The organism is Microcoleus sp. Pol12B4, assembly GCF_036701385.1.
GTDB lineage: Bacteria > Cyanobacteriota > Cyanobacteriia > Cyanobacteriales > Microcoleaceae > Microcoleus.
In genome coordinates this window covers 1-21384 of record NZ_JAUBQR010000109.1, presented here as the reverse complement: position 1 = coordinate 21384, position 21384 = coordinate 1, and the positions used below count along the sequence as shown (strand labels likewise).

Below are 21384 nucleotides of genomic sequence, written 5' to 3'. Positions count from 1 at the left end.
TCTTGATTTTTTTGACGAGGTTAATAGTGCTTTAAGCTTTCAAACTATTCTTTTTTCTAGGTTCAGTTTTTTGCCTTGAGTTCGCGGTTGTTTGAACCGCCTCTCTTCTGGCGCTTTATTAATATACTTATTTCGCAAGGTGTTGTCAAGCGTTTTGTGAAAATTTTTTTGTTTTTTTTGTAATCTATACGCATCAAGGGTTTTGGCTATCCTTCACTGCTCCGACCTCCGCTGGCTGACTCCTCTTTTAACTATGGGGTCTTTTTTTCGACCAAAATACGGCTTTTGCCCTGACAATCTCCCGCCCATGGGTAGAAGAACTCTGTAGTTCAACATGATTATGGGCCTTAATTCGAGTATAGGTAAGGCAAGGTTAGAGTGTAAGCTGTGAGGCTGCATCATGGGGTTAGGATGACAGAAGCAGGCTGGTGCATGAGTCATATATAGGTAAGGTATGTCTGCATTTCTTGAACTTTACTGAGGGACTTTTGGGTCTCAGATTGAGCCGATCGCTCTTAACAATTCGTCTGATTCAAAATCCAGAAGTTGACACGACACGGTACTTTAACCCGGATCAAACTCCCAGGAATCGATCGTCGGCAAAAATACACTCTCCTGAATTACACCCCGAAGCTCCTTCAGTTACCCCAGTTATCAGCCTTTGATGAGCGAGCGCGAGTTGGTCTCCTCAACATCTACATCTAAAAAGTGCAAGTGACTCTCTTCCTCAGTATTGACCGCAATGACCAAACCTCTATTCCCCCAAGGAGCTATCGCCCGGGGTGAGGCAGGGCTGCTAAAATTCCCTACTTGAATCCCTTGACTGTTTAACACTTCTATCTGCCCCCCAACATCTGCCAACACCCATCCCCAATTAGCCACACAAGCAGACACGGGCAAACTTTCAAGGGGAATTCGCGCCACCTTGAGCGGCCACAATTTCATCAACAGCACCGCCGCTTTACCACCTTGGGGAATTCCCAGCAAAGTATAAGGCTCAGGTGTCAACAGCATCTGTCCGACGCTGGCAGACAACTGCACAGAACCCACCGGCGTGCCGCGGCGAGTGTAAACTCTAAAAATAGTTTGGGGATTTTTTGGTTCGTTGTCCGGCCAAACTGCTAAAACGTGTCGCCGATCCAAAAAAATTAATTCTGGTAAATAATGTTCCGGTAACGGCACAGTAGCGATCAGCTTCAAGGCTTTTTCCTGATCGCCCGCACTACTGTTTCGAGCTAAAGAATAAAAACGCAGTTCGCCCGGAACCGCTACTGTCAACCAGTGGCCGTGAGCGTCAACAGCAGCTTTTAAAGCATCTGGACCTTGCCTCAAACCCATATCGAGCAGGCACTGAGGCTCCCAAGAGTCTTCGTTGAGCCAGTAAAGTTTTTGCGGAGTGAGAACGCAGCAGCCGTGGGAAACAGGTAAAATGCTCCGCACGATTTCCGGCATTAATGAAATAGAAGTAGATATTTCTCCTGTAACTAGCTGTTTTCCCGGCTGAGACCAAACCTTTACCTCTGTACCTAAAGCAGCATAGAGATACGTTTCAGTGGCAATTAAAGCGGTCAACGGTGCTGGAAGTATCAGTGGCTTGGGCTGGGGGGTAAGCGAATAGCGCACAGTCCCAAGTAAATTAATCGCCGACAGTGATGCTTTTTTCTCTTCAACTTCTAGCAAAGACTCAGTTTCTGACTTCAGACTTTTATCACCGCTGGTTGTGGGACTTTCCCAGGGAATAATGCAGTCGCCCAATTGCCTGACAGCGGGGTCGTACATGATCAGCCGCAGAGCTTGAGCCATTTGGGAAGCACTGGCAAAACGGCGGGCTGGAAGCTTTTCTAAAGATTTTTTGACTATTGCTTGCAAAGGTTCGGGGATGGCGTCGGGAAATTGCAAGCGTTGATTCAGGTGCGCCCACCTCAAGTCTCCGGGGGTTCCCCCGAAAGGGCGGTAGCCCATTAGCAATTCAAACAGCAGAATTCCTACGGCATATATATCTGACATTGGGGAAAAAAGACCGTAAAACCGCTCAGGGGCCATGTAAGCGGGGGAACCTACGGTAGCGTCGGGAGAAAGTTCTTGGTGGAGGCGAGTGGTACCAATTTCTGGCAGCCGACGCGCGATGCCAAAGTCAGAAAGCCGGGGCGACCAACCTTTTGCTCCTAAAGTTAGGAGGATATTTTCGGGTTTGATGTCGCAGTGAACTACGCCTCGGCGGTGGGCGTAGTCTAAGCCTGCTAAAACTTCCATGACTAGCTGTAAACCTTCGAGCAGACGCAAGGGGCGGTCTTGTTTGAGCAGGTTGCGGAGGGTTCCTCCCTCGCAGTAGTCCATAACCAAATACCTGCCTGTAGCTGTGTGTTCTAGAGCTCGGCAGGTAACAATATTCGGGTGCTGCAAGGTGATCAGAAACCACAACTCTCGCAAGAATTCGCTAGTTGGGGCTTTTTGATGACTAAGTTCTTTGAGAGCAACCAGTTGGCTGGTGAGGCGGGAGTCCTGGGCAGGAGTTTCTCGAACGCTGGCACAAAAGACTCGACCAAATTGTCCTTGTCCGACTAGCCCTAAAATGCGGTACTTAGAATGTTGCATCGGTCTAATTATAGAAAAAGCTTGAGCTAGTATTAAAATATGTAAATAATTCTGACAAAAATTCAAATTTTTGAATTTTTGTCAGGTACAGCCTATGTTATCTCAGGTTCATTCTCAGCCTCCTTGAGAGCGATCGCACACTCGCACCTACTAAAATCCTTGAGCTTCGGAATCACTATCAATCTTGCCGAATGCCGGTACCCGATCGGGAACTACCTGTGGCTGCTATTTTAGTCGATCGCGACTATTACAGTTTTTTCAATGCCATCCAGAAAGTATCTAAGGTTTTAGCTTTTCAAGGCTAAGCTGGTGAATCGGGGCGAGGAAACAGCAATGACCAAAACAGAACTGCGGTTATGCCATAGGGGTTAGACAGCCAGAAGCCGATGCTGTCGTCAAGGCATCTTAACCTTTTTGAGTGATCGCCAATTTTTTTGGCGCTTTGAATAAGTTGATCGTAACTTGCTAAATACTGAACTTGACAGGAGCAAACATCAATATGGTTAAAATTATTAAACTAGATCCAATTGCGGAGGAAATAGCAGTCGAAACGCGATCAAATATCCTCTCTGCCTTACTTTCCAAAGACTTAGACGTTCTCAAGGAATGCGGGGGACGGGGAATGTGTGCTACCTGCCATGTTTACATTAAAGAAGGCATGGAAGGCTTGTCGGACATGAACCGCCGCGAGAGAAGAACGTTGGAAGTCATTACTACGGCTCAAGCCAATTCGCGACTTGCTTGTCAGGCTCAAATTATGGGCGAGGGTGTGGTTGTACAGTTGCCTGCGGGGATGTATATTAATGCTATTGAAAATGTCGAAGCTCTGATCGGTCGCCGGGCCCAGCAAGATTTATTACACCCAATTACGGGTCAAGTAGTTGTAGAATCAGGTAAGTTAATTACTCGTTCTATCGTTACACAGCTTAATGAAACCCGCTTTCAAGTAGGACAGTATTTAGTTCGGACTAAAGAAGCTTAAAACTGATATGTTTGTATTTTAGTAGTAGAGAAAAATCTATGTTGAGCCAACTTGCGCGTTTGAGCATGGAAGCAGACGGACGCTACGCCAGTGCAGAAGAACTCCAATTTTTGAAAGACTACTTTCAGTCTTTGAATCACCGGATGAGTGCTTATAAAAAAATTCAAGCCTCTGAAACAGAAATTATGCGGCAAGTGGAGGCACAAATGCTGTCTCTAGACCCTAGTTTATTTCGGCGGGGGGCTAACGATGTCACTGAAAAGTGCCGTGGAGATATTGTGCGGGTGTTGAGGCATTCGGCGGCAGCACTATTGATTAATGATACGGAACGATTGCGCGATCGGCTACTACTTTGGTTGCAAACTATTTTAGGCGCTGTTCAAGTTAGAAATAGTGCAACCGTGACCTACGATGTGATGAAAAAGGTACTTAAACAATATCTCACGGTGGAAGAAAGGAACCTATTTTTTCCGATTCTGGACATCAACCGCACTTTACTAGGCAAATAATCAAGGGGGTTGACAAGTTAACGCCGATAAACTGTACCGTTAGGAAGAGTGGCTCCAATCAACTTCGCCCCCGTCAAATCCGCCTCAGTGAGAATGGCTCCCCGGAGGTTGGCTCCTGTCAAGTCAGCTTTCTGCAAGTTGGCTTTACTCAGGTTAGCTTTGCTCAAATTAATTTCATGCAGACAAGAATTAGACAGGTCGGCATTGATCAGGTAGGCTAGACTCAAGTTGGCTTTGCTGAGGTTTGCCCCGCTCAAGTTAGCTTCCATCAGATAAGCACCGCTTAAGTTGGCTTCGTTCAACAATGCCTCTGCCATATTAATTCCAGTTAAAAGTTTGCGGCTCAAGTCTACACCGCTGAGGTCGGCCTCGCTGAGGTTAATACCGCTTAAGTGGCTGCCATTCAAAGTAATGTTTCTCAGGTAGGTTTTGCTGAGGTCTGCTTTGCACAAATTGGCTCTATCCAAGCAAGCTTCGCTAAGGTCTGATCCAATCAAGCACGCGCCGTTTAAATAGGCTTGAGTGAGGTTAGCTCGCCTGAGATTAGCTTTCAAAAGGTTGGCTTTGCTGAGGTTAGCACGGGTTAAGTTGGCTCCGGCTAGGTTGGCTTTGGATAATTCGGCTCCGGTGAGCTGTGCTTCGGTCAAGTCTGCCTCTTTCAAACTCGCTAGACTTAAGTAAGCATCTTTGAAGTTTGCCCCGTTGAGATTGGCTTTAATCAGATATGCTTTACTGAGATTGGCCTCGGTGAGAACGGCTTTGGTGAGGTTAGCGGCGCTCATATCTGCACCTATGAGATTAGCATTGGGAAGAATTGCTCCAGTCAGGTTTGCCCAATTCAGGTGAGAGCCGGCTAGGTTGGCGCCGGTGAAATTGGCTCCGATGAGATTGGCGCCGCTGAGACTGGCTGCCATGAGGTTGGCGCCGGTGAGATTGGCTCCGCTGAGGTCAGCTTTGCTGAGATTGGCTCGGCTCAGATGGGCTTTGGTGAGGTCTGCCCCGCTGAGGTTAGCACCGATTAAGTAGGGTCGTTGCTGGTGTTGGTTGAGGTTTGCCAAAATTAGAGTTGGGGCATCGCTGGAACGGTATAAATCGATCGGACTCAACACAATGCCGCGCAGATTTGCCAGTCTAAAATCTCTTTCGCCGGCTGCATATCGAGTTAGAAGTTCATTGGCGTCCATTAAGTTCTAGCAAAATGTTTGAAGTTTTGATGGCTTTTAAGTTTTATGAGTTTCTACAGTAAGTTATGAAGTTTCTAGCTGCTAGTTATCATCAAGTTTTATTTGAATTATTAAAACCTGATTTTTTTTTAAGTCAGGAGCTTTTTTATAATTTAACTCACAGTTTTGATGATGATACGGTGGATAATATGCGTGCTAAACAATCTCTTTGACAGCTATTAGCAACAAAGTAATAGCTGTCAAATAAGTCAATTTTTTTGGAAAAGCTGACTGAGAATAGCTTCATGGTCTTTCCCTTCTTCGACCATAGAATCTGCTGGTTGGAGGCGATCGCGCAGCCCTAAAATAAAGCGGTTGCAGTCCGAACCCAATGATTCGCAGGAGGTTTGCAGGCAGTGGAGTTCTCGACCTGTGAGCTGGCTAAAGAACGAACTTAAAATACCTGCTTCTAGAAAACAGGCTGGTCGCTTAGACTTGGGGGCTGTTTTAGCAAAAAGAGAGTTAGCAATTTTTACTATTAAAAATCCATGTTCGGAATAGCTGGGGTCAAGCTCAAATGTTCCCCATCCATGAGTTTTCCAACACTGCTGCAAGGACTGAAGAAATTCTACCATTTCCATTTCAGAAACTGGCTGACCGTAGTATTCGCTGACTTCTTCGCAAAAACGCACGTAGAAGTTTTTACCCCACCAGCGACCGCAGTTAAAAAGCACTAGGCGGGAGGCTTGACCTGTTTCTTGTTCTAAGCCGATATAAATGGCTTGAATAAGTGTTTCTGGGAGTGCTAAGAGCCGATCGCCCCGGCGGTTTTCGAGGAGACCGAGTTCGAGGTCGCCTCGGACGTAGGCATCGCTAGCAAAGTAGTTTCCAGGGAGTCGGGGCTGTTTGAGTAAGTCGGCAATATTAATCATCGGAAATTGGGAATTGGGAATCGGGAATTGGAAATTGGAAATTAGGAAGAAAGCAGATTATTTATTATCTTGGTCAATAATAATTGACTGTGCTTGGTCGAAAAATGGTTGCAATATAGCCCGGGCTTGCTCGGAAAGCAATTCTTTTAAACGAGTTTGCAGCAGATTGCAAACAGTTGCTTCGATTTTTTGAGTTTGGTGGGCTTCGACTATGCCGGAAAGCCAGTCTACAAGGCGCTGTTCGAGAAAATTTTGATCGTTCAGCAGCATAGCCATAGCGCAGTACCGCAAGACTAAAACCCAGTGTTTGAGTGATCGTTCTAAGGTTTCTTGTTGTTCGTCGGGGAACGTTTCTTGTAGTTTGTTGGCTACTGGTTGGAAGATGCTTGCTTCCTTCTCTCGCAAAAATTCGTAAATTTTTAAGCGCTGGACAAGGGTTACAGCTTGACGCTTAAAAGCTATGAGTTCTTCGCCTTTTAAAAAGCGATTTTCTGCCTGATCCAGCAGCGCCTCAATCTCAGGGTGCATGATTTTAATTAAGTGGTAATCGGTAATTGATAAAAGGAAGGAAGTTCGGCAACGAGCAATGTACGGGATTTAACGGATTTAACTAATGGATTTTGAGGGATGAGGAAACAGGGGTGAGGGAAGAGGGATGAGGGATTGCCCTATTTTTCATTTTCTATTCCCTACACAGATTAAAACAGATCGAATAGATCATCAATGGTGACTTCTGCTTGTTCAGAAATAGAAATTACTGGCAAGGGTGGCGGTAGGGGTAGGGCACCTACTTCCGGAATTCCTTCCCAAGAAATAGCTTGAAAAAAGTCTGCTACTGGCTGGGTTAAACTCAGAAGTTGACCGGGGGTCGAGCCATTTGGGGTTTCTAAAGATTTTCCCAGCCAATTATAGTGACCAAAGAATTCTTGGACAGATTGGTCCAACCATGAAGTTTGACTTTTCATCTTTACTTCCTGCCTGGAGAAATCCACCATCGCACTTTCGATCGCGAAATTGGTGGGAGGAAAGGCAGGGCAGGGGATGTGCCTTTCCAAGTTGTTTACCGCAATATTTCACCGTGTTGCAGTCGATTTTGAATATCGCGGGCGTTGGCACCTTCGTTGAGCCAGAATGCTGCTGCATCAATTTTATCTGGGTTGCCAAGCAGGAACTTGCAATAGGTTTCTCCCATTGAGTAACATTGGAGTTCTATGCAGCTCAGAGGCTTTTTGACTAAAGAGCCAAAGAAACCGGCGAACAAACCGGCGTATAGGTGACAAACTGGTTTGCCTACGTCTCCCAATGTGCGAGCAACTGCTGAGTCAAAGAGGTTGATGAAGATGCAGCCGTGTTTGCGATCGCTCATGTCCACTTCCCAGCGACCCCAACCTTGAGCCGTGAAAGGCCACCACCAAGTTTCTAGCAGAAACATGAGATTTGACTGGCGAATGTTCTGGCTGTATTCGGTACTAAACCATTTTTGAAAAAATTCGGAATCTTGAAGTCCCCACTGGCAACCAATAGTATACATGATGACAGAGGACGCGGGGCCGACTTCTTCTTCGAGCCCCTCCACCAAACCGATAATGAAGTCTTCGCTGGTAAAAATGTTGCGCGACTCATTCCAGTCGTCAATTGTACCCATCTGGCGATCGAAGGCAAAAAAATCTTGAAACCTATAGTGGCTGTGAGTTTTAGGATGCTTTTGCTTCAGTAGCGATTCGTTGTGAGGGGAGATTTCTTTTTTGGCGGTAGAGACCATTGGCTGGTTATTCCTTTTTGGTGTAGTTTGGTGAAAATTAGAGTCAAATAGACTTGCTGTGTATCCAATTTAACTTTATTTTTCTAAAGGCAGGCACAGGGTATAATTTTTTACTGCTATATAAAAATTAAAAATTCTAGGATCTAAAGTTGGGGGCTTGTTGGAAGTTCTGCCTTCGGACAACTGCTCTCTGAGTGCTGGCGAAAGTGGGTATAACCTTAAACGGCTATGTGTTATCTTTTGTGCAAGCTGTCCACTATATATATAGGGCATATGGGGATGAAAAATCACGCTTGTATTGCAATAGGCATCAATCAATATCAGTTACTCCAGCCTTTGAGTTATGCCCAAGAGGATGCAGAGGCGCTGTACGGTTTTTTGACTGAGGAGGCGGGTTTTGCGCCGGATGGATGTCTGCTGATGACCGATAGCTCGCCGTCGCTGTGGGGTCAATCTACATATCCAAATCGGGAAAATATTCTGAGATTGACCAAAAGCCTCTGCGCGGAACATGTACAACAGGGAGATTTACTCTGGTGTTTTTTTAGCGGCTACGGTGTCAGCTATGAAGGTAAGGATTATTTGATGCCGATTGACGGCAATCCGGCGGACATTAAGGGTACGGGGATTCCGGTAGAGTTGCTGTTGAATACTCTGAAAAACGCTCCTACGGAAACGGTATTGGTGCTGGTTGATATGAACCGCAGCCAGATTGTGAAAGCGGGGGAAACGATCGGCTCTCAAACGGTTGAGCTGGCGCGGGAACTGGAAATCCCAACGGTGCTTTCTTGCCGCCCGAATCAAGTTTCGCGGGAAACTTCGGCTTTGCGTCAGGGGTTTTTTACGACGGCGCTTTTGGAGGGGCTACGTTCGGGACAGTGCATGACCATTAAGGGTTTAGACCGTTTTTTGAGCGATCGACTGCCGGAGCTGTGTGACCACCATTTGCGTCCGAAACAAGAACCTTTGATGGTGGTGAATCCTCCGGGAAAGGCTAATTTAGTGATTTTGCCGGATGCTTCAGGGGTACCAACTGCTGCGTTGGCCGGACGCAACGGCAATATGACTGTTGGTACGGCTGATGGCTTCGATCGCCCGCAAATGGCGACGGCTACGGCTCGAATGGATCTGCCTCCGGCAGTTCGCAACGCTCAGGATTCGCCGGTTGAGATGCCGCCTGTGTCGCAGCCGAAGGCCGTGGCCCCTGCTCATGGGGGAGGCGATCGACCGAACTTGCAAAAGCCGGAGGATGAGCATAACGGGGGATCGGATAAGTCATTTTTGCAGCAGCTAGTTTTATGGAGTTCAGCTACGGCTTTGGTGCTGCTGTTGGGTGTTTTTGTAACAAACAAATCAATTTTTATTGGTCAGCAGGAAGGAGATCCTCGATCGCCTGCTAAAAATGCCCAAAACTCTGGATCTCAAAAATTTACTGGTACTGGGGGGTCACAGAACCAACCGCGGGCGGTGCAAGCAGGGAGTGGAACCAAGCAGCCACCATCGAGCCAGCAGGTGTGGGCTGAGGCGAAAACTTTTCTTAAGGATGGTTCGGCTTCTAGTTTTAATAGAGCGGTGGTTAAGGCTCGAACGATTCCGGCTAGCGATCCGCTCTACCCGCAGGCTCAGCAGGATATTGAGCGCTGGAGTTTGACAATTTTGGATATAGCTAACGGGCGGGCTGCTCGGGGCGATTTCCAGGGGGCGATCGGCGCGGCTAAATTGATGCCGGATGTCAATAAGCCTGTTTACAATCAGTCGAAACAGGCGATCGCTCAGTGGGAGGAGCTATCCAAAGACCAGGATGTAAATGCTGCTTTGCTATCGGCTGCTAAGGGTCAAATTAAGCGAGGGGTTGCCTCTTCTTACAGTAAAGGCATCCAGCAAGCTAATAAAATTGAACCCGGTCAGCCGAAGTATGAAGAAGCTCAACAGTTAATTGGAGAGTGGAGCGAAAGTATTCTCAAAATTGCTCAGTTGCGCGCCTCTCAAGGAAAACTGAAAGAGGCAGTTGAAGCTGCTTCGCTGGTGCCGTCGGGTACTAAGAGTTATCAGCCGGCTCAGAAGGATATCGCCAACTGGAAAACTAAGCTCCAACGCCAGCAGAAAAAAGGTTGATTTAGTTGATAATTTTTCGGTTTCCCGCCGGGAAATTATTTTAGCGAGCAACCAACATGAGTCCTTGACTCGATCGGTCCCTCTTGATACTGCAAAAAGAGACCTACATATCGATAATTTAAAACCAATAAATTTTTTCACCATTTCCCCTCCTAGCTTCTGCAGGAGGGGATTTTATATGCTGCCTGGTCGGTTCGTTTTTGTACAGTAAAAGATATCGTATGAGCTGGTCAATGGGGGTTGCATAATAGGGGGGTGATTGTAATGTTTTTTGTGGATGAGTTCATGAAACCGAAGGCGTGTATTTTTACAGCAGGTGGGACGCCTAACCCTACTCCCCACAAGAATCTTCAAATTGTGCAACGCCGATTAATGAATATTTTAAATTCACGTCCAGAGTTTCCTGAACCGACGTATATACCGTCAAAAAGAAGTTTTTTAAAATAATCAATATGGCTATATAAATATCTTAAAAATGATAAGTAAGTCACAAAAAAATGAATTTTAAGGGACAATAAAAACAGCTAATTAGTGTATTTTGTTACCTAGGTTTGTCAGATTTATTCATAGTTTGTTTAACTTGATTCGCTGGCAAAATTGGCTAGATTAAATTTATATTTAAGGCAAATAGCTAAGGTAAAATCGTCTTTAAAAATCGGCTATGCACAGTTATTTTTTTATCCATTTCGGTAGGCTATTAGGAGCAATCGATGGATGGGAGACTGTTTAAACTTGTGCTATTTTTGAATTATTAACACTGACATATATGTTATGAATTATACAAAATTTTCCCTTGCTGGCAATTATTGCGGAGGAGCGATCGCCCCCAATGAATTCAGGAAACAGATTCACCGCCACACAGCACAAAATATCTGGATTCTCAAGTTGCGAGTCTTCGTTGCCCCGGAGATCACAAAGCTGCCTTGATTAACACAAATAAGGGCTTTGCAAGAAAACCCAAAAAATATTTCCTTGAGAAACAGGAATAAAAACTTACTCGCTTATTGTAGCCCCGATAACAACACGTATGCCTGAAGTTATAGTCCACTGCCAAGTCTACAGGACGATCTAAATCAATAGGGTGATGTGGCAGTGTCCGGGTGTTAAGAGGGGCGATCGAAGAGGGATGTTCTCAGAGCGATCGCTTCTCAATCGGGGACTCTAAAACCTAGGAAGGCAAGGAGTTAGAGACAATGCTGAATTTTTTGAGTTCAGGAAAGTAGCGTTAGCACTAAACTCTGCCGTATTGTGGAAATTGAGCCAAATTTGTAACAGTTCTTAACTATAAAAAAATCTGCCAAAACTGCTAGCATAATGACACTTTTGCTAGCAAAAACAGATAAAGTAAATAAAGTTGGCTAGCTCTAGACACCCCGATCCCCAGGATGGGGATGTTGAATCAATTTGATTCATACCCAGTGGTTTTAGAGTTACAATCGGAACCAAAGCATCGCTATTTAACTGAGTTCTTTACTTACTTTTACTTTCAGCTATGAACGTGGATTTTATCAAAGCCCAAGTCAGGTTGCTACAGGGTGCAAGTTCATCGGAGCGAGAAACCCTTATGAAAAACATCGGCGTCTGTGCTGGCGTGATCCGACCGGGAGAGTACGTGACTCCGCAACGGAAGCACGCTATCACTCTCTGGCTGCAAACAAATGCAGTTCGCCTCCGGCTTCCCCAACTTCCTCTGGACTTATCAGGCCAAAAGCCTTAACAGGGAAGTAATCAAGAGGTAGCGACAGAATCAAAGAAATTAGTCAATCTTACCTAAAAGTGCGTTTTTATTGAGCTGTAAAGGATCAATGAAACACGATTAAGATTGAAAAAATGTTTGTAGGGAAAGTTGGGCTCGAAAACACGCCTGTGGACAAAAAGCGGCCGACCGCCTTGGTAGAAACAGGAAGTGAACTTCAAACCTGCTCTAAAAGTAGATTTGAGTAAGTTTCACAGAAAGGATTATTCTGCACAACTATAACCTGGGTTATTTGCTTTTAGATTTGAGATTCACGATTTAGCTGGTACTGGATAAATTTGCTATTTGTGGATCGCCTGAAAAATTATCCTATTCAATAGGTATAACTAAATTACAGGGGCAGTCATTGAACTGCCCTTACTTTTCAACCTCGATGCGAAATTTCTGCAAGTTACAATAAACGCATCTACTTGTAGATAGAGTTTAGGTGAACTCTCATGTAAGTAGCAGTGGGTCTATATTATCTGGTATGTTCGAGAGAAGGGAAGAGGGGGAGAGGATTTGACGAGCTTTAATAGGGAATTAATATCATCAAACAGAACGAGTTATAGCAATCCTTACAGGAGTCGTACAAAAATGTAGGGATAGTGCCTTTCTTGGCCTACCCCTACCTCATGGGGGCAACCATTGGGGGTTTGCCCCTACAATAATTACACAAAGGATTTAGGATTGCTATATTACAATTCACTTGCTTTTTAATATATTTTTCCACAAAAATACTGTGAGTAAAAAACAAAAATTTCCTTATTTAGTTGGTTCCCGATGGACTTCACACCAAAAAACTTGGGGGTGGCGACACTTTCAAGTGGTCAACCGAAAAAACGAAGGTAAATGGGTATTTGCAGAAATGGTGGCAGCTTGCGATCCAAATGTGCGTTTTTGGCTGAACGCCGCACAACTCAAAGACCGATCGCTCTGGCAAGCTGGATGGCAGTCTACGCAGGAATTAGAGGAATTAGAAACTGCAGACTAAAAAACAGGGATGTGGGTTAGAGTAAGCCGAACTTCCGCCGCCTGCTATCGTTCCGGTCCAAACCAATACGGAGTGAGACTTTCCCGGTGTTGAAGATTCTTTTACATGACTACAAGTTCTGGAAGCCCTTATGTAGCAGCCTTTTTGCTTAAGTAAGTCGGCGGAAAAAATCATCAGTATGTAACAAAACATTAAGTAAGGCGATCCGAACTCAATTTAATGTCTTTGGTAGGGTAGTGTCCTTTTTTCCTCTAGGACGTGTTTAAAATTAGGCTAAATGACAGAAGCTGCCAGATAAATTGCACCTAAAAAGTTTGCAGCGCGTTTGTCGTAGTGCGTTGCGATCGCTCGGTAGTGCTTGAGATTGACTAAGGTCGATCGCCCCATATTTCCAGCGGCACAGGGCGCAACCTTCCCGCTACTTCTACACTCGGCCAATTCGGATCAAAAGTCAAATTTTCCAACGTTCCATCGCTGTGAATTAAAAACGTATCCTCAATTTTTGCTCCCGACAAACTCGGATTCCAAGCCACAGCCATATTTTCTGCCAAAATATCTGAAGTAGCCGGATTCGCCACAATTTCGCGCGCCAAATATCCGGTAGTTCCGCCTTGATGGTGTTCCGCAATTGCTTGAGGATATCCGTGCTCTTCGTAAGCAGTTTTAAGGGTATCATAAACCGCATTCAGCCTTACTCCCGGCCGGCAAAAATTTAGCGCCGCAGCTTCAATTTCTCTGACTTGTCGGTGCAAATCCGAATGCTTTTCCCCAAGAAAATCGAAACAAACAAATCTAGTTAAATTTGCATACAAACCCCATCCCCTCGCGCAAAATACTAACATTGCTTGTCGTCCAATTTGTTCGGCGGTTGCTGTGGCGTGGCGGTACAGCGGCAAACGCCTTTCTCCAGCAACTAATGTCAGGGCTGGATGCAAACCTCTCGCCCACAAAGCCTCTGCACCGGCTCCCGCTAGCTGATATTCTGTCCATGTTGGTTTTGCTGCGGAAAGTACCTCTGTCATCGCTTCGCTGGCTAGACGCCCGACTCGTCGGTATCGCTCTAATTCGCTTGACATCATTGTCTGTTTGCGAGACTGTAAAGATGCGATTATTGGTGTTTCTTGGGCATTTGGCCGATCGCTCATCACGCTACCGCCACCAGTAATTTCTTTAACAAAACCTTCGCGCTGTGCAACATCAGCCCAAGGATAGATGTACATTTGAAAGTTGGCTGGCAATTCCTCGTCTTGCAAGCGTTGAGCTTCGATTTCATCAGTGAGAACCCAAGCTGTTTCAGCGGTGATTAAAATTTCTGCCACTCCGGTTTCTGCGGTTAGCAATACTGTATGGGAACCGCCGGCTGTGGCCCAAGCAAACCAGTCAGTGCCTCGCAAGCGAAGGGCGATCGCTTTTGTTTCGGTTAAGGCTTTGCGGATGAATTCGAGTTTTATATCGACTTCTTTGTTGAATGAGTTTTTCATAGATTGACCCAAAATCTAAAATCTAAAATAGATTGACCGATACCGCTTGCAATTCTTTAGCTTTTTCTTCTGGTAAAGCGTCGTTGGCAAACATTCCGGCGGCGAGTTCGGTTCCTGCTAGGTATTTTAGCCGTTCGCTCGATCGATAGGGCGGATAAAATTGGGCGTGCAAATGCGCTTCTGGATGGGGTTTCCCGTCTGTGGGTCCTTGAAACCAAGCCATCAAATAAGGGAATGGGCGATGCCACAAACCGTCATATTTGAGGGTGACTGTTTTTAATGCTTTAGCGAGTGATTGCCGCTGTTTTTCCGTCAAATCGATAAATGTAGCAGCGGGAGCAATCGGGGCAACCCACACTTCGTAAGGGTAGCGGGCACAAGCGGGCACAAAGGCGATCGCCTCTTCGTCTAAATAAATAATTCGCTGTTTGTCGGCAATCTCTTTTTGAATCAAATCTTGCAGCAAACCGCTACTATTTTTTTGATAGTAAACCGATTGACATTCTAACATCCTTGCCGGCACCGGAGGCACGAATGGATAAGCGTAAATTTGACCGTGGGGATGGTGCAAGGTTACTCCGACTTCGACGCCGCGATTTTCAAAGGGCAAGACGTATTCAATTTCGGGATTGCTGCCAATAACTGAAGTGCGATCGGCCCATACTTCTAACAATAATTCCAAATGACTTAACTCCAAAGCACCCAAGGAAGCCAGCGGATCTTGAGTGAAAACAACGACTTCGCAAATGCCTTTAGCTGGCAAAGTTTCGACAATATTTGCAGGTGCGTTTTTTGCTTGCAAAGTCATCGAAGGAAAGCGGTTGTCAAACACTGCTACATCGTAATCTCCCGGCGGCAATTCTGTCGGAAACTTAGGGTTAATTGTAGCTGCCAGCGGGTTGTATTCCGGCGGTGGCATGAAAGTTCTTCCCTGACGGTGGCTGGCGTATGCTACCCATTCCCCCCGCAAAGGATGCCAGCGAAAGTGGGGGTTTGCCTCTACGGGTTCATTGCTGGGACTTACGGCCGCGATACCTTCTGGGATTGGATAGCGGCTGTACAGTGTGAGCGGGCGGCCGTCTGGTTTTAGCAATTTTTGGGCGTACATTTTTTGTAGGGGCGGGCGATCGCGTTTAATATATTTTAGGAGTATAACTTCGTGCTTTGAGACTCCGCCCCTACCTAAAGTCGCACATTATGTTAACAAGTTGAGTTTGCAGTACCAACGTCAGCCTACCGTCTGCTATTGTGGAACGGGCCGGAGAGCCAGGAGCTGGATTCAATTTAAATGCGTAGCAGCTTACGATCGCACTTCCCAATTATCCAGTATATTTATCGATCGACTATTCGATCGAGCTTTTCCTTAACCAACAAGTCTAACAACGAGCGCAACACAAACAAGCCACCGAATCCCGAAACCGCAAAAGCTACGATCGCCCCCGTTTGATATCCGCCCACTAGCAACACTGCACCCGACAAAAACACAAAACCAGTCAGACAAGCGAAAATTAGAGTTTTCAGGGCTAAATTAATGCGTTTCAAGGCTCTTTCGCTCTCGATATTTCGGACTCTAATTTGCAGTTCACCCTCTTCAATTCGCTGCTCCAAACGCGTGAGAAAAACTTGCGATTTGCTCGGCTGCCGTAACTTATATGTAATAAAACTCCGTGCTTGCCTTGCCAATTCTCTGATCGCATTTCCCCGCCCCTTGCTTACCGCAATACTCTTGACAAAAGGCTGAGCGGATGCTAGGAAATTGTAGTCAGGGTCGAGAGTTCTAGCAATGCCGTCGAGAGTCGTCACCGACTTGATAATAAACATCATTTCTGCGGGCAAGCGAAACGGTTGCTGCTCGAACATGATGTAAAGTTCGTTTTTAATTTCATTAAAAGCTTGAAAGTCGATCGGCTTATCAATAAACTTATCCAAAAGAAAAGCAATCAGCCGGCGTACCGGCATCATATCCGGCATCGGCTCAACTAAGCCGATTGAAATTAAAGTATTGAGTACCTCGTCAGTATCCTTTCTCATCACAGCAAAAAAAGTCTTGACCATTTGGTCTTTAGCCAGAGACTTCACCTCAGCCATCATCCCAAAATCGTAAAAAATCAAGCTACCATCTTCTGTCACCGCCAAATTTCCCGGATGCGGGTCAGCTTGAAAAAAACCGTCAATTAACAACTGTTTTAAATAACAGCAAATTCCCAGTTGATTGAGCTTCACAATATCGACTCCAATCGCCTCTAAACTAATGCGGTCGTCTACCTTAATACCTGGTGCGTATTCTAGAGTCAGCACTTTTTTAGTTGTGTATTGCCAGTAGACTTTCGGGACAATAACCTGAGGATATTCTCGAAAATTATGGCTAAAGCGATCGGAATTTTTACCTTCTTGCACGTAGTCAATTTCTTGATATAAAATCTTAAAAAACTCGTGATAAATAGATTCCAGGTCATATTTGCGCGTCCCAGGCAAATAGCGAGCGCAAAAACGCATCACTTGGCGCACCGCTTTCACATCCAAATCAAATAAACTTTCCAAACCCGGACGCTGCACCTTCACAATCACATCTTCCCCGGTGTGCAGCCTCGCTTTGTGCACCTGCCCCAGACTCGCAGCAGCCAGTGGCAAGGGGTCAAAATCGCGGTACAAAGCATAAATATCCTTGCCTAACTCTGATTCTACAAGAGCGATCGCCTCTTCAGAACTAAACTGAGGAACCCGATCTTGCAACTGTTCGAGTTCCTTCACATACTCAAGCGGCAGCAAATCCGCCCGAGTCGAGAGAGACTGCCCGATTTTAATAAAAGTCGGGCCTAAATTGAGCAAAGTATTGACCAACCAATGAGCGCGAATTCTTCTAGTATGAGGCGAACTATTTTGCAGCAGTGCGTCCCACCACAAAAAAAACATAAACTTTCCCGCCGCTGCAAAAATGTCTATTTGCCGTGCCAGTGGCGAATATTTAGAACGTTGCCAACGCAGGGTTTTAGGTGCAGCTTTTGTGAGCATAATATTGGCGATCGAATTCCATGCACCGTGACAATTTTAGGGGACAATCCAGGAGGCAGAAACCCGCTTGTACGAAAAGACGGGTTGCAGGCCTTTGAAACAGTTAAAAACTCAGTTTCTTTGGTCTATACTGCGTAATATCATCTCCGGCTATACAATTATAATTAAGTTCCTAGTAAGTAATGCAAGTCCTGATTTATTCATAAATAGAGGACAGTCGTACTTACTACAAAGACGCGCTAATTACAGGCCAATAACCAGACATAATATAACTCCTCGGGAAAATCAACAATCGAGAAGCTGCAATTTAGACGGCAACCCGACCAACAATTCAAAACAGAGGACTTGGTAGCGTTTACGACATTTCCAAATCTCCCTTTTCTGGCAAGTCTTCTAGTTTGGCCTGTTCGCTGCCAATTCCCAGCAGCTTCTCAACCGAACTATTCTTCTACATTACAGAATTCCGCTGCAAATTGCGGCAGAGTCAGAGTAAAAGATGTGCGCCACAAATTGTCAGATTCTGAACTTTCTGCCGGACAGCTAGACACATCAATAGTACCATTCAAGTGCTGCACTAAACACTTTACCAGCGCCAGACCCAAACCCGTACCGGCGATAGCTTGATCAGTAATGCCAGTGCCACGGCGGAACTTGTCAAAGATGTGGGGCAAATCAGCAGCAGAAATGCCACGCCCGAAATTAGAAATGCTCAGGACAATATAGCCGGCTGCCTCAGATGCCTCCAAAACTACCGCCGTTCCAGAAGCAGAGTATTTTCCAGCATTCGTCAGTAGTTCTAGGAGTACCCGATTGAGAATGTCCGGGTCAGTTTCCCAGCAAGGGGTCAACTTGGGCAAATCCACCTTCAGAGTCAATTGCTTATCCGCCCACTGTTTTTCAAAATCCCTAACTAAATCTTGAAATAAACGGTTGAGATCGATTTTGATTAGAGAAATCGGGACTTGCTGAAGCTCAAACTGCTTGAGGGCCAGCAAATCGCTAACCAGAGCAGTTTCCTTAGAACATTGCTGTTCTAGTATGTCGAGATACTTAGTCCGATTCGCTGACGGCAGTTCAGCTTGTTTGAGCATCAGAATCGCCAGTTTCATGATTGTTAAAGGGGTACGCAACTCGTGACTCAGAGTGCTGAGAAACTCGTCTTTAATCAGCTTCAATTTGCGCATTTGTTCTAGCTGATTAGCAGATTGTTCGTACAGTTTCCCCTGCAGGTCTAGACTTTGCTGCAACTGAGAGGTCCTGTCGAAGACGACGGTTTGCAATTCCTTAAGCGTTTGAGTTTGGGTAATCATCTTGCTGACTTGAGCGCTGACTGATTCGAGAACTTCTAATTCTTCCGGGGTCCAAATCCGTGGCTCGGAGTGCTGCAAAACCAAGAACCCCAAGACTGTTTCCTGGCAGCTACTGCCAGTGAAGGGAACCAGCAGCAAGCCGCGAATGTCTTGGAGTTTCAAAATTTCTGTCGCTGCTTCTTGTTCTTTGCCGATTAATACGCCTGGGTCAGCGATGGCTAGGGGTCTGGGTGCACGGTGGAATGCTTGGTGGCACAAATTAGATTCTGACAGCCAAAAACCGGAATAGTTATTTGGTTTTGAGTTGGGGATTTTGGATGGGGAATTAGCAGTTTTATCCTTGTTTTTTGTTTGAGATGTTGAGCTTTTTTTTCCGATAACGCTTTGTGTTATTGGCTGTTTGTTTGGAGCTTTTTTTATAACGGATTCGCAAACTAATTCGACTTTTGCTTTGGGAGTTTGATTGGGAGAGCGAGTTGTAAATAGAGGATCTGTATATTTCAATAGCAGAATTTGCCCTCTATCTACTTCCAGCGTATCGACGGTATTTTCAACAACTTGCTGCAATATTCGATCGACTTCTGAATTTGTGTCGATCGATGCAGCCACTGACATGAGTAGATTTTTGTATTTAGCTTGTCGCTGTAACTGTTCGTTTAAGTTGGCAATTTCTTGAGTTTTTTGAATGTGAGAAATCGCGATGCCGATCGTGTCTGATGCTGCTTCAAGGCGCTGCCGATCGGCTATCGACCACTCGTGAGGTTGCGACTTACCAACAATCACCATGCCATTTACAGCCCCTCCAAATCGCACAGACCCTGCCAAAATTGCCCGAAAAGGCAACGCAGTCACAGGGGAATTGGGCGATGGAGCTGCCGGACTATCAAGATAGTCGGATATAGCCACTATCTCGCCGTCTGCTAGGACGTTTGCCCAAACAGGATGTTCTAGTGATATGCTAGGCGATTTTAATCTTGTGCTTTGGGGGTGTTCCGGTGTTTCGGTGGAATCGGCAACACCGCCAACATAGGGAAAATCGCTGCTATTTTGCCAGTAAGCACTCGGATGTACTACTTTTTGGCCAACCACAGCAGTAACCAAACAGAAATCTGCCCCCCATGCAACCCCCAAAGTATTGGCTATTTGCAACAGCAGGAGTTCTCGATCAAAGCTGGTGGCGAGAATTTGGCAAATTTGTCGCCCAAGAAGGGCAGGATCGACCTGGTACTGCATAAGACGATCCAGAAATTTTTGGACTGATACTGGTTCTGCGATTTGCGGAAAATGCAAAGTGCAAGACTCTGACGGCGATCGGTCGATCAAAGTAAAGTCTTGATTTCCCTGGCGATCGATCATGGCAACCAAGCCTTTATTCTAAGATGTTTGAGCCGGCTCCCGCTGCCAATCTAGAACCTCTCGATAACTGTCGGCTTGACCGTTATGAGCCTGCTTTCTGTGTTTGTGCAGCCTGTCGGCGGGTGACTCGATATGTAAAAATATACCCAGATAGGACCGAGTTTTATTTTCCTGTTTTCTACGCTTGGATCTGTACGGGATGAACTTTACCATCCTTTACCGGATGATTATCAATCCCATTCTCGCTAATTTTGACGGTTATTAGTAGTATGAAGCTTTTCTAGAGACCGCTTAGTGATACCCATCTTCTGACTGTGTGATGTTTCCTATTTAAGCTTGTGATCCTAACAAATTTTTATTGTGATACAAATCTGCCGATCGAGTAACGCCGAGCGCAAAAATTCCAAATCCCCAAATTATCACTCATAACATAGCTGAGAGTTTCCGAGTTTTGACTCAAAAACTCATTTTTCACGACACCTAGAGCAGCGCGGCGAACTCTAGGGTTAAATTTATCCGACTTACCTGCTTACTTATTTTGTGCTTCCTGTTGGGCTTTATCGCTATTTTGACGGTAAAGTGCCGTTCGGTTCTGAGCCATTGTGTAGCGGGGATGCTTGGAAGGCACGGCGGCCATCAAATCGGAAGCTTGCTGCCACTTAGCAGCTACGACTAACCAATCCTCGCGAGATTGAGCGGTTTTGCCCTCGGTGGCTGCTTGTTCGGCTACTCGCACTGCTTGGGCAAAAGAGTCAACAGCAGAATTAACAGTCTTCTTAGAAATTTTCAAAGCAGGTTTTGCTTCAGAGGGAGGGGCACTGGCAACTGCTTGGGAACTGGCTTGTGTGCTGTTTGGTACTTGGGAATTAAGTCCTTTGTGGATGGCGGCCACTGCTGCAAGCAACAGCACGGTCAAGCTGATGCCGCCGACAATACCGCGCTGAAATTGCCGCGGTTGCTGCATCGATCGAGGTATAGCCATTCTCGGCAAAGCCCGCTTGCCGGAGAAAGCTTGGCGTTCGTGATGGGCGGTGGCTAAACGCTTGAACAAATTCGGCTTTCGGAGTTTAATTTCTTGAGACCACAAAAGTTGATTATCCGGATCGCGACTAATTTCTTCCAGCCATAGCAGTTGGTGTTCTCGAACAAGCCGGCTGTTGATGTTAACTCGGCGAATATAGCGGGGCGAAATGCGTTCCAAAATGTCTCGGACTCGATCGACCAAACTAGACTCTTCGAGCAGTTGGGGCGTTGCAGCTTCGCACAGCAGTTGCAGGACCCCGTCTGCAAACACAGCTCGGGCCCTGACCCCTATCTGTGCCAGTTCGTCATTAAGGATTTGAATAATCGATGCAACCGAACCCTCGCGAGCTTGTCGAGCAATGTCATCTATTGGATTTGCCATAAAACTATCTTGACGCTTAGCAATCTGTTAATT

At 45.8% G+C, this 21384-nt stretch carries 17 protein-coding genes and 1 pseudogene; 6 read left to right on the top strand and 12 right to left on the bottom strand.

All coding sequences use genetic code 11. From position 1 onward, the window contains the following. Nucleotides 1–654: 654 nt before the first annotated feature. Nucleotides 655–2595, bottom strand: coding sequence for a serine/threonine-protein kinase (locus QUA38_RS16075; protein WP_333163344.1), 1941 nt, complete (start codon nucleotides 2593–2595; stop codon nucleotides 655–657). A 499-nt stretch (nucleotides 2596–3094) separates the two neighbouring features. On the opposite strand from QUA38_RS16075, the gene QUA38_RS16070 reads away from it, so the two are divergent. Both QUA38_RS16070 and QUA38_RS16065 read left to right on the top strand, forming a co-directional pair. Next, entirely contained in the window at nucleotides 3095–3577 is a 483-nt protein-coding gene (locus QUA38_RS16070; RefSeq protein ID WP_333163342.1) for a 2Fe-2S iron-sulfur cluster-binding protein, read from the top strand. A 38-nt stretch (nucleotides 3578–3615) separates the two neighbouring features. Then, nucleotides 3616–4086 carry a phycobilisome protein gene (locus QUA38_RS16065; protein WP_333070689.1) on the top strand — a complete coding sequence of 157 codons (471 nt, stop codon included), beginning with the start codon at nucleotides 3616–3618 and terminating at the stop codon, nucleotides 4084–4086. Between the two features lie 17 nt (nucleotides 4087–4103). On the opposite strand, the gene QUA38_RS16060 is transcribed toward QUA38_RS16065, so the two are convergent. The 5 genes from QUA38_RS16060 to QUA38_RS16040 form a co-directional block, all read right to left on the bottom strand. Next, a complete protein-coding gene (locus QUA38_RS16060) occupies nucleotides 4104–5270 on the bottom strand; it encodes a pentapeptide repeat-containing protein (RefSeq protein WP_333163341.1) in 1167 nt (388 codons plus the stop codon). Nucleotides 5271–5518: 248 nt separating this feature from the next. Next, a complete protein-coding gene (locus QUA38_RS16055) occupies nucleotides 5519–6181 on the bottom strand; it encodes a V4R domain-containing protein (RefSeq protein ID WP_333163339.1) in 663 nt (220 codons plus the stop codon). A 57-nt stretch (nucleotides 6182–6238) separates the two neighbouring features. Beyond that, a complete protein-coding gene (locus QUA38_RS16050; protein WP_333163337.1) occupies nucleotides 6239–6709 on the bottom strand; it encodes a phycobilisome protein in 471 nt (156 codons plus the stop codon). Nucleotides 6710–6879: 170 nt separating this feature from the next. Continuing rightward, a complete protein-coding gene (locus QUA38_RS16045) occupies nucleotides 6880–7146 on the bottom strand; it encodes a hypothetical protein (protein WP_333042386.1) in 267 nt (88 codons plus the stop codon). Between the two features lie 95 nt (nucleotides 7147–7241). Beyond that, complete coding sequence (locus QUA38_RS16040) at nucleotides 7242–7943, bottom strand: V4R domain-containing protein (protein WP_333163335.1); 702 nt, start codon at nucleotides 7941–7943, stop codon at nucleotides 7242–7244. A 279-nt stretch (nucleotides 7944–8222) separates the two neighbouring features. Between QUA38_RS16040 and QUA38_RS16035 the strand changes: the two genes are divergently transcribed. The 4 genes from QUA38_RS16035 to QUA38_RS16020 all read left to right on the top strand — a co-directional run bounded on the left by QUA38_RS16035 (nucleotide 8223) and on the right by QUA38_RS16020 (nucleotide 12787). Then, a complete protein-coding gene (locus QUA38_RS16035; RefSeq protein WP_333163333.1) occupies nucleotides 8223–10058 on the top strand; it encodes a caspase family protein in 1836 nt (611 codons plus the stop codon). Nucleotides 10059–10829: 771 nt separating this feature from the next. Continuing rightward, on the top strand, nucleotides 10830–10985 hold the full coding sequence (locus QUA38_RS16030; RefSeq protein ID WP_333163331.1) for a hypothetical protein: 156 nt from the start codon (nucleotides 10830–10832) through the stop codon (nucleotides 10983–10985). Between the two features lie 637 nt (nucleotides 10986–11622). After that, nucleotides 11623–11775, top strand: a complete 153-nt coding sequence (locus QUA38_RS16025; protein ID WP_333119930.1) for a hypothetical protein — start codon at nucleotides 11623–11625, stop codon at nucleotides 11773–11775. A gap of 760 nt (nucleotides 11776–12535) precedes the next feature. After that, a complete protein-coding gene (locus tag QUA38_RS16020; protein ID WP_242725377.1) occupies nucleotides 12536–12787 on the top strand; it encodes a TIGR02450 family Trp-rich protein in 252 nt (83 codons plus the stop codon). A 273-nt stretch (nucleotides 12788–13060) separates the two neighbouring features. Here the strand turns inward: QUA38_RS16020 and QUA38_RS16015 are convergent. The 6 genes and pseudogenes from QUA38_RS16015 to QUA38_RS15990 all read right to left on the bottom strand — a co-directional run. After that, nucleotides 13061–13150, bottom strand: a pseudogene (locus QUA38_RS16015) (IS5/IS1182 family transposase); the annotation flags it as partial. A gap of 5 nt (nucleotides 13151–13155) precedes the next feature. After that, nucleotides 13156–14268: a M24 family metallopeptidase gene (locus tag QUA38_RS16010; protein WP_333163329.1), complete on the bottom strand. Its 1113-nt coding sequence runs from the start codon at nucleotides 14266–14268 to the stop codon at nucleotides 13156–13158. A 22-nt stretch (nucleotides 14269–14290) separates the two neighbouring features. After that, nucleotides 14291–15376, bottom strand: a complete 1086-nt coding sequence (gene galT, locus QUA38_RS16005; protein ID WP_333163327.1) for a galactose-1-phosphate uridylyltransferase — start codon at nucleotides 15374–15376, stop codon at nucleotides 14291–14293. A gap of 224 nt (nucleotides 15377–15600) precedes the next feature. After that, nucleotides 15601–17280: an AarF/ABC1/UbiB kinase family protein gene (locus tag QUA38_RS16000; RefSeq protein ID WP_333163326.1), complete on the bottom strand. Its 1680-nt coding sequence runs from the start codon at nucleotides 17278–17280 to the stop codon at nucleotides 15601–15603. A gap of 440 nt (nucleotides 17281–17720) precedes the next feature. Continuing rightward, entirely contained in the window at nucleotides 17721–19946 is a 2226-nt protein-coding gene (locus tag QUA38_RS15995; protein ID WP_333163346.1) for an ATP-binding protein, read from the bottom strand. Nucleotides 19947–20475: 529 nt separating this feature from the next. Further along, nucleotides 20476–21351, bottom strand: coding sequence for a hypothetical protein (locus QUA38_RS15990; protein ID WP_333163324.1), 876 nt, complete (start codon nucleotides 21349–21351; stop codon nucleotides 20476–20478). Nucleotides 21352–21384 lie beyond the last annotated feature (33 nt).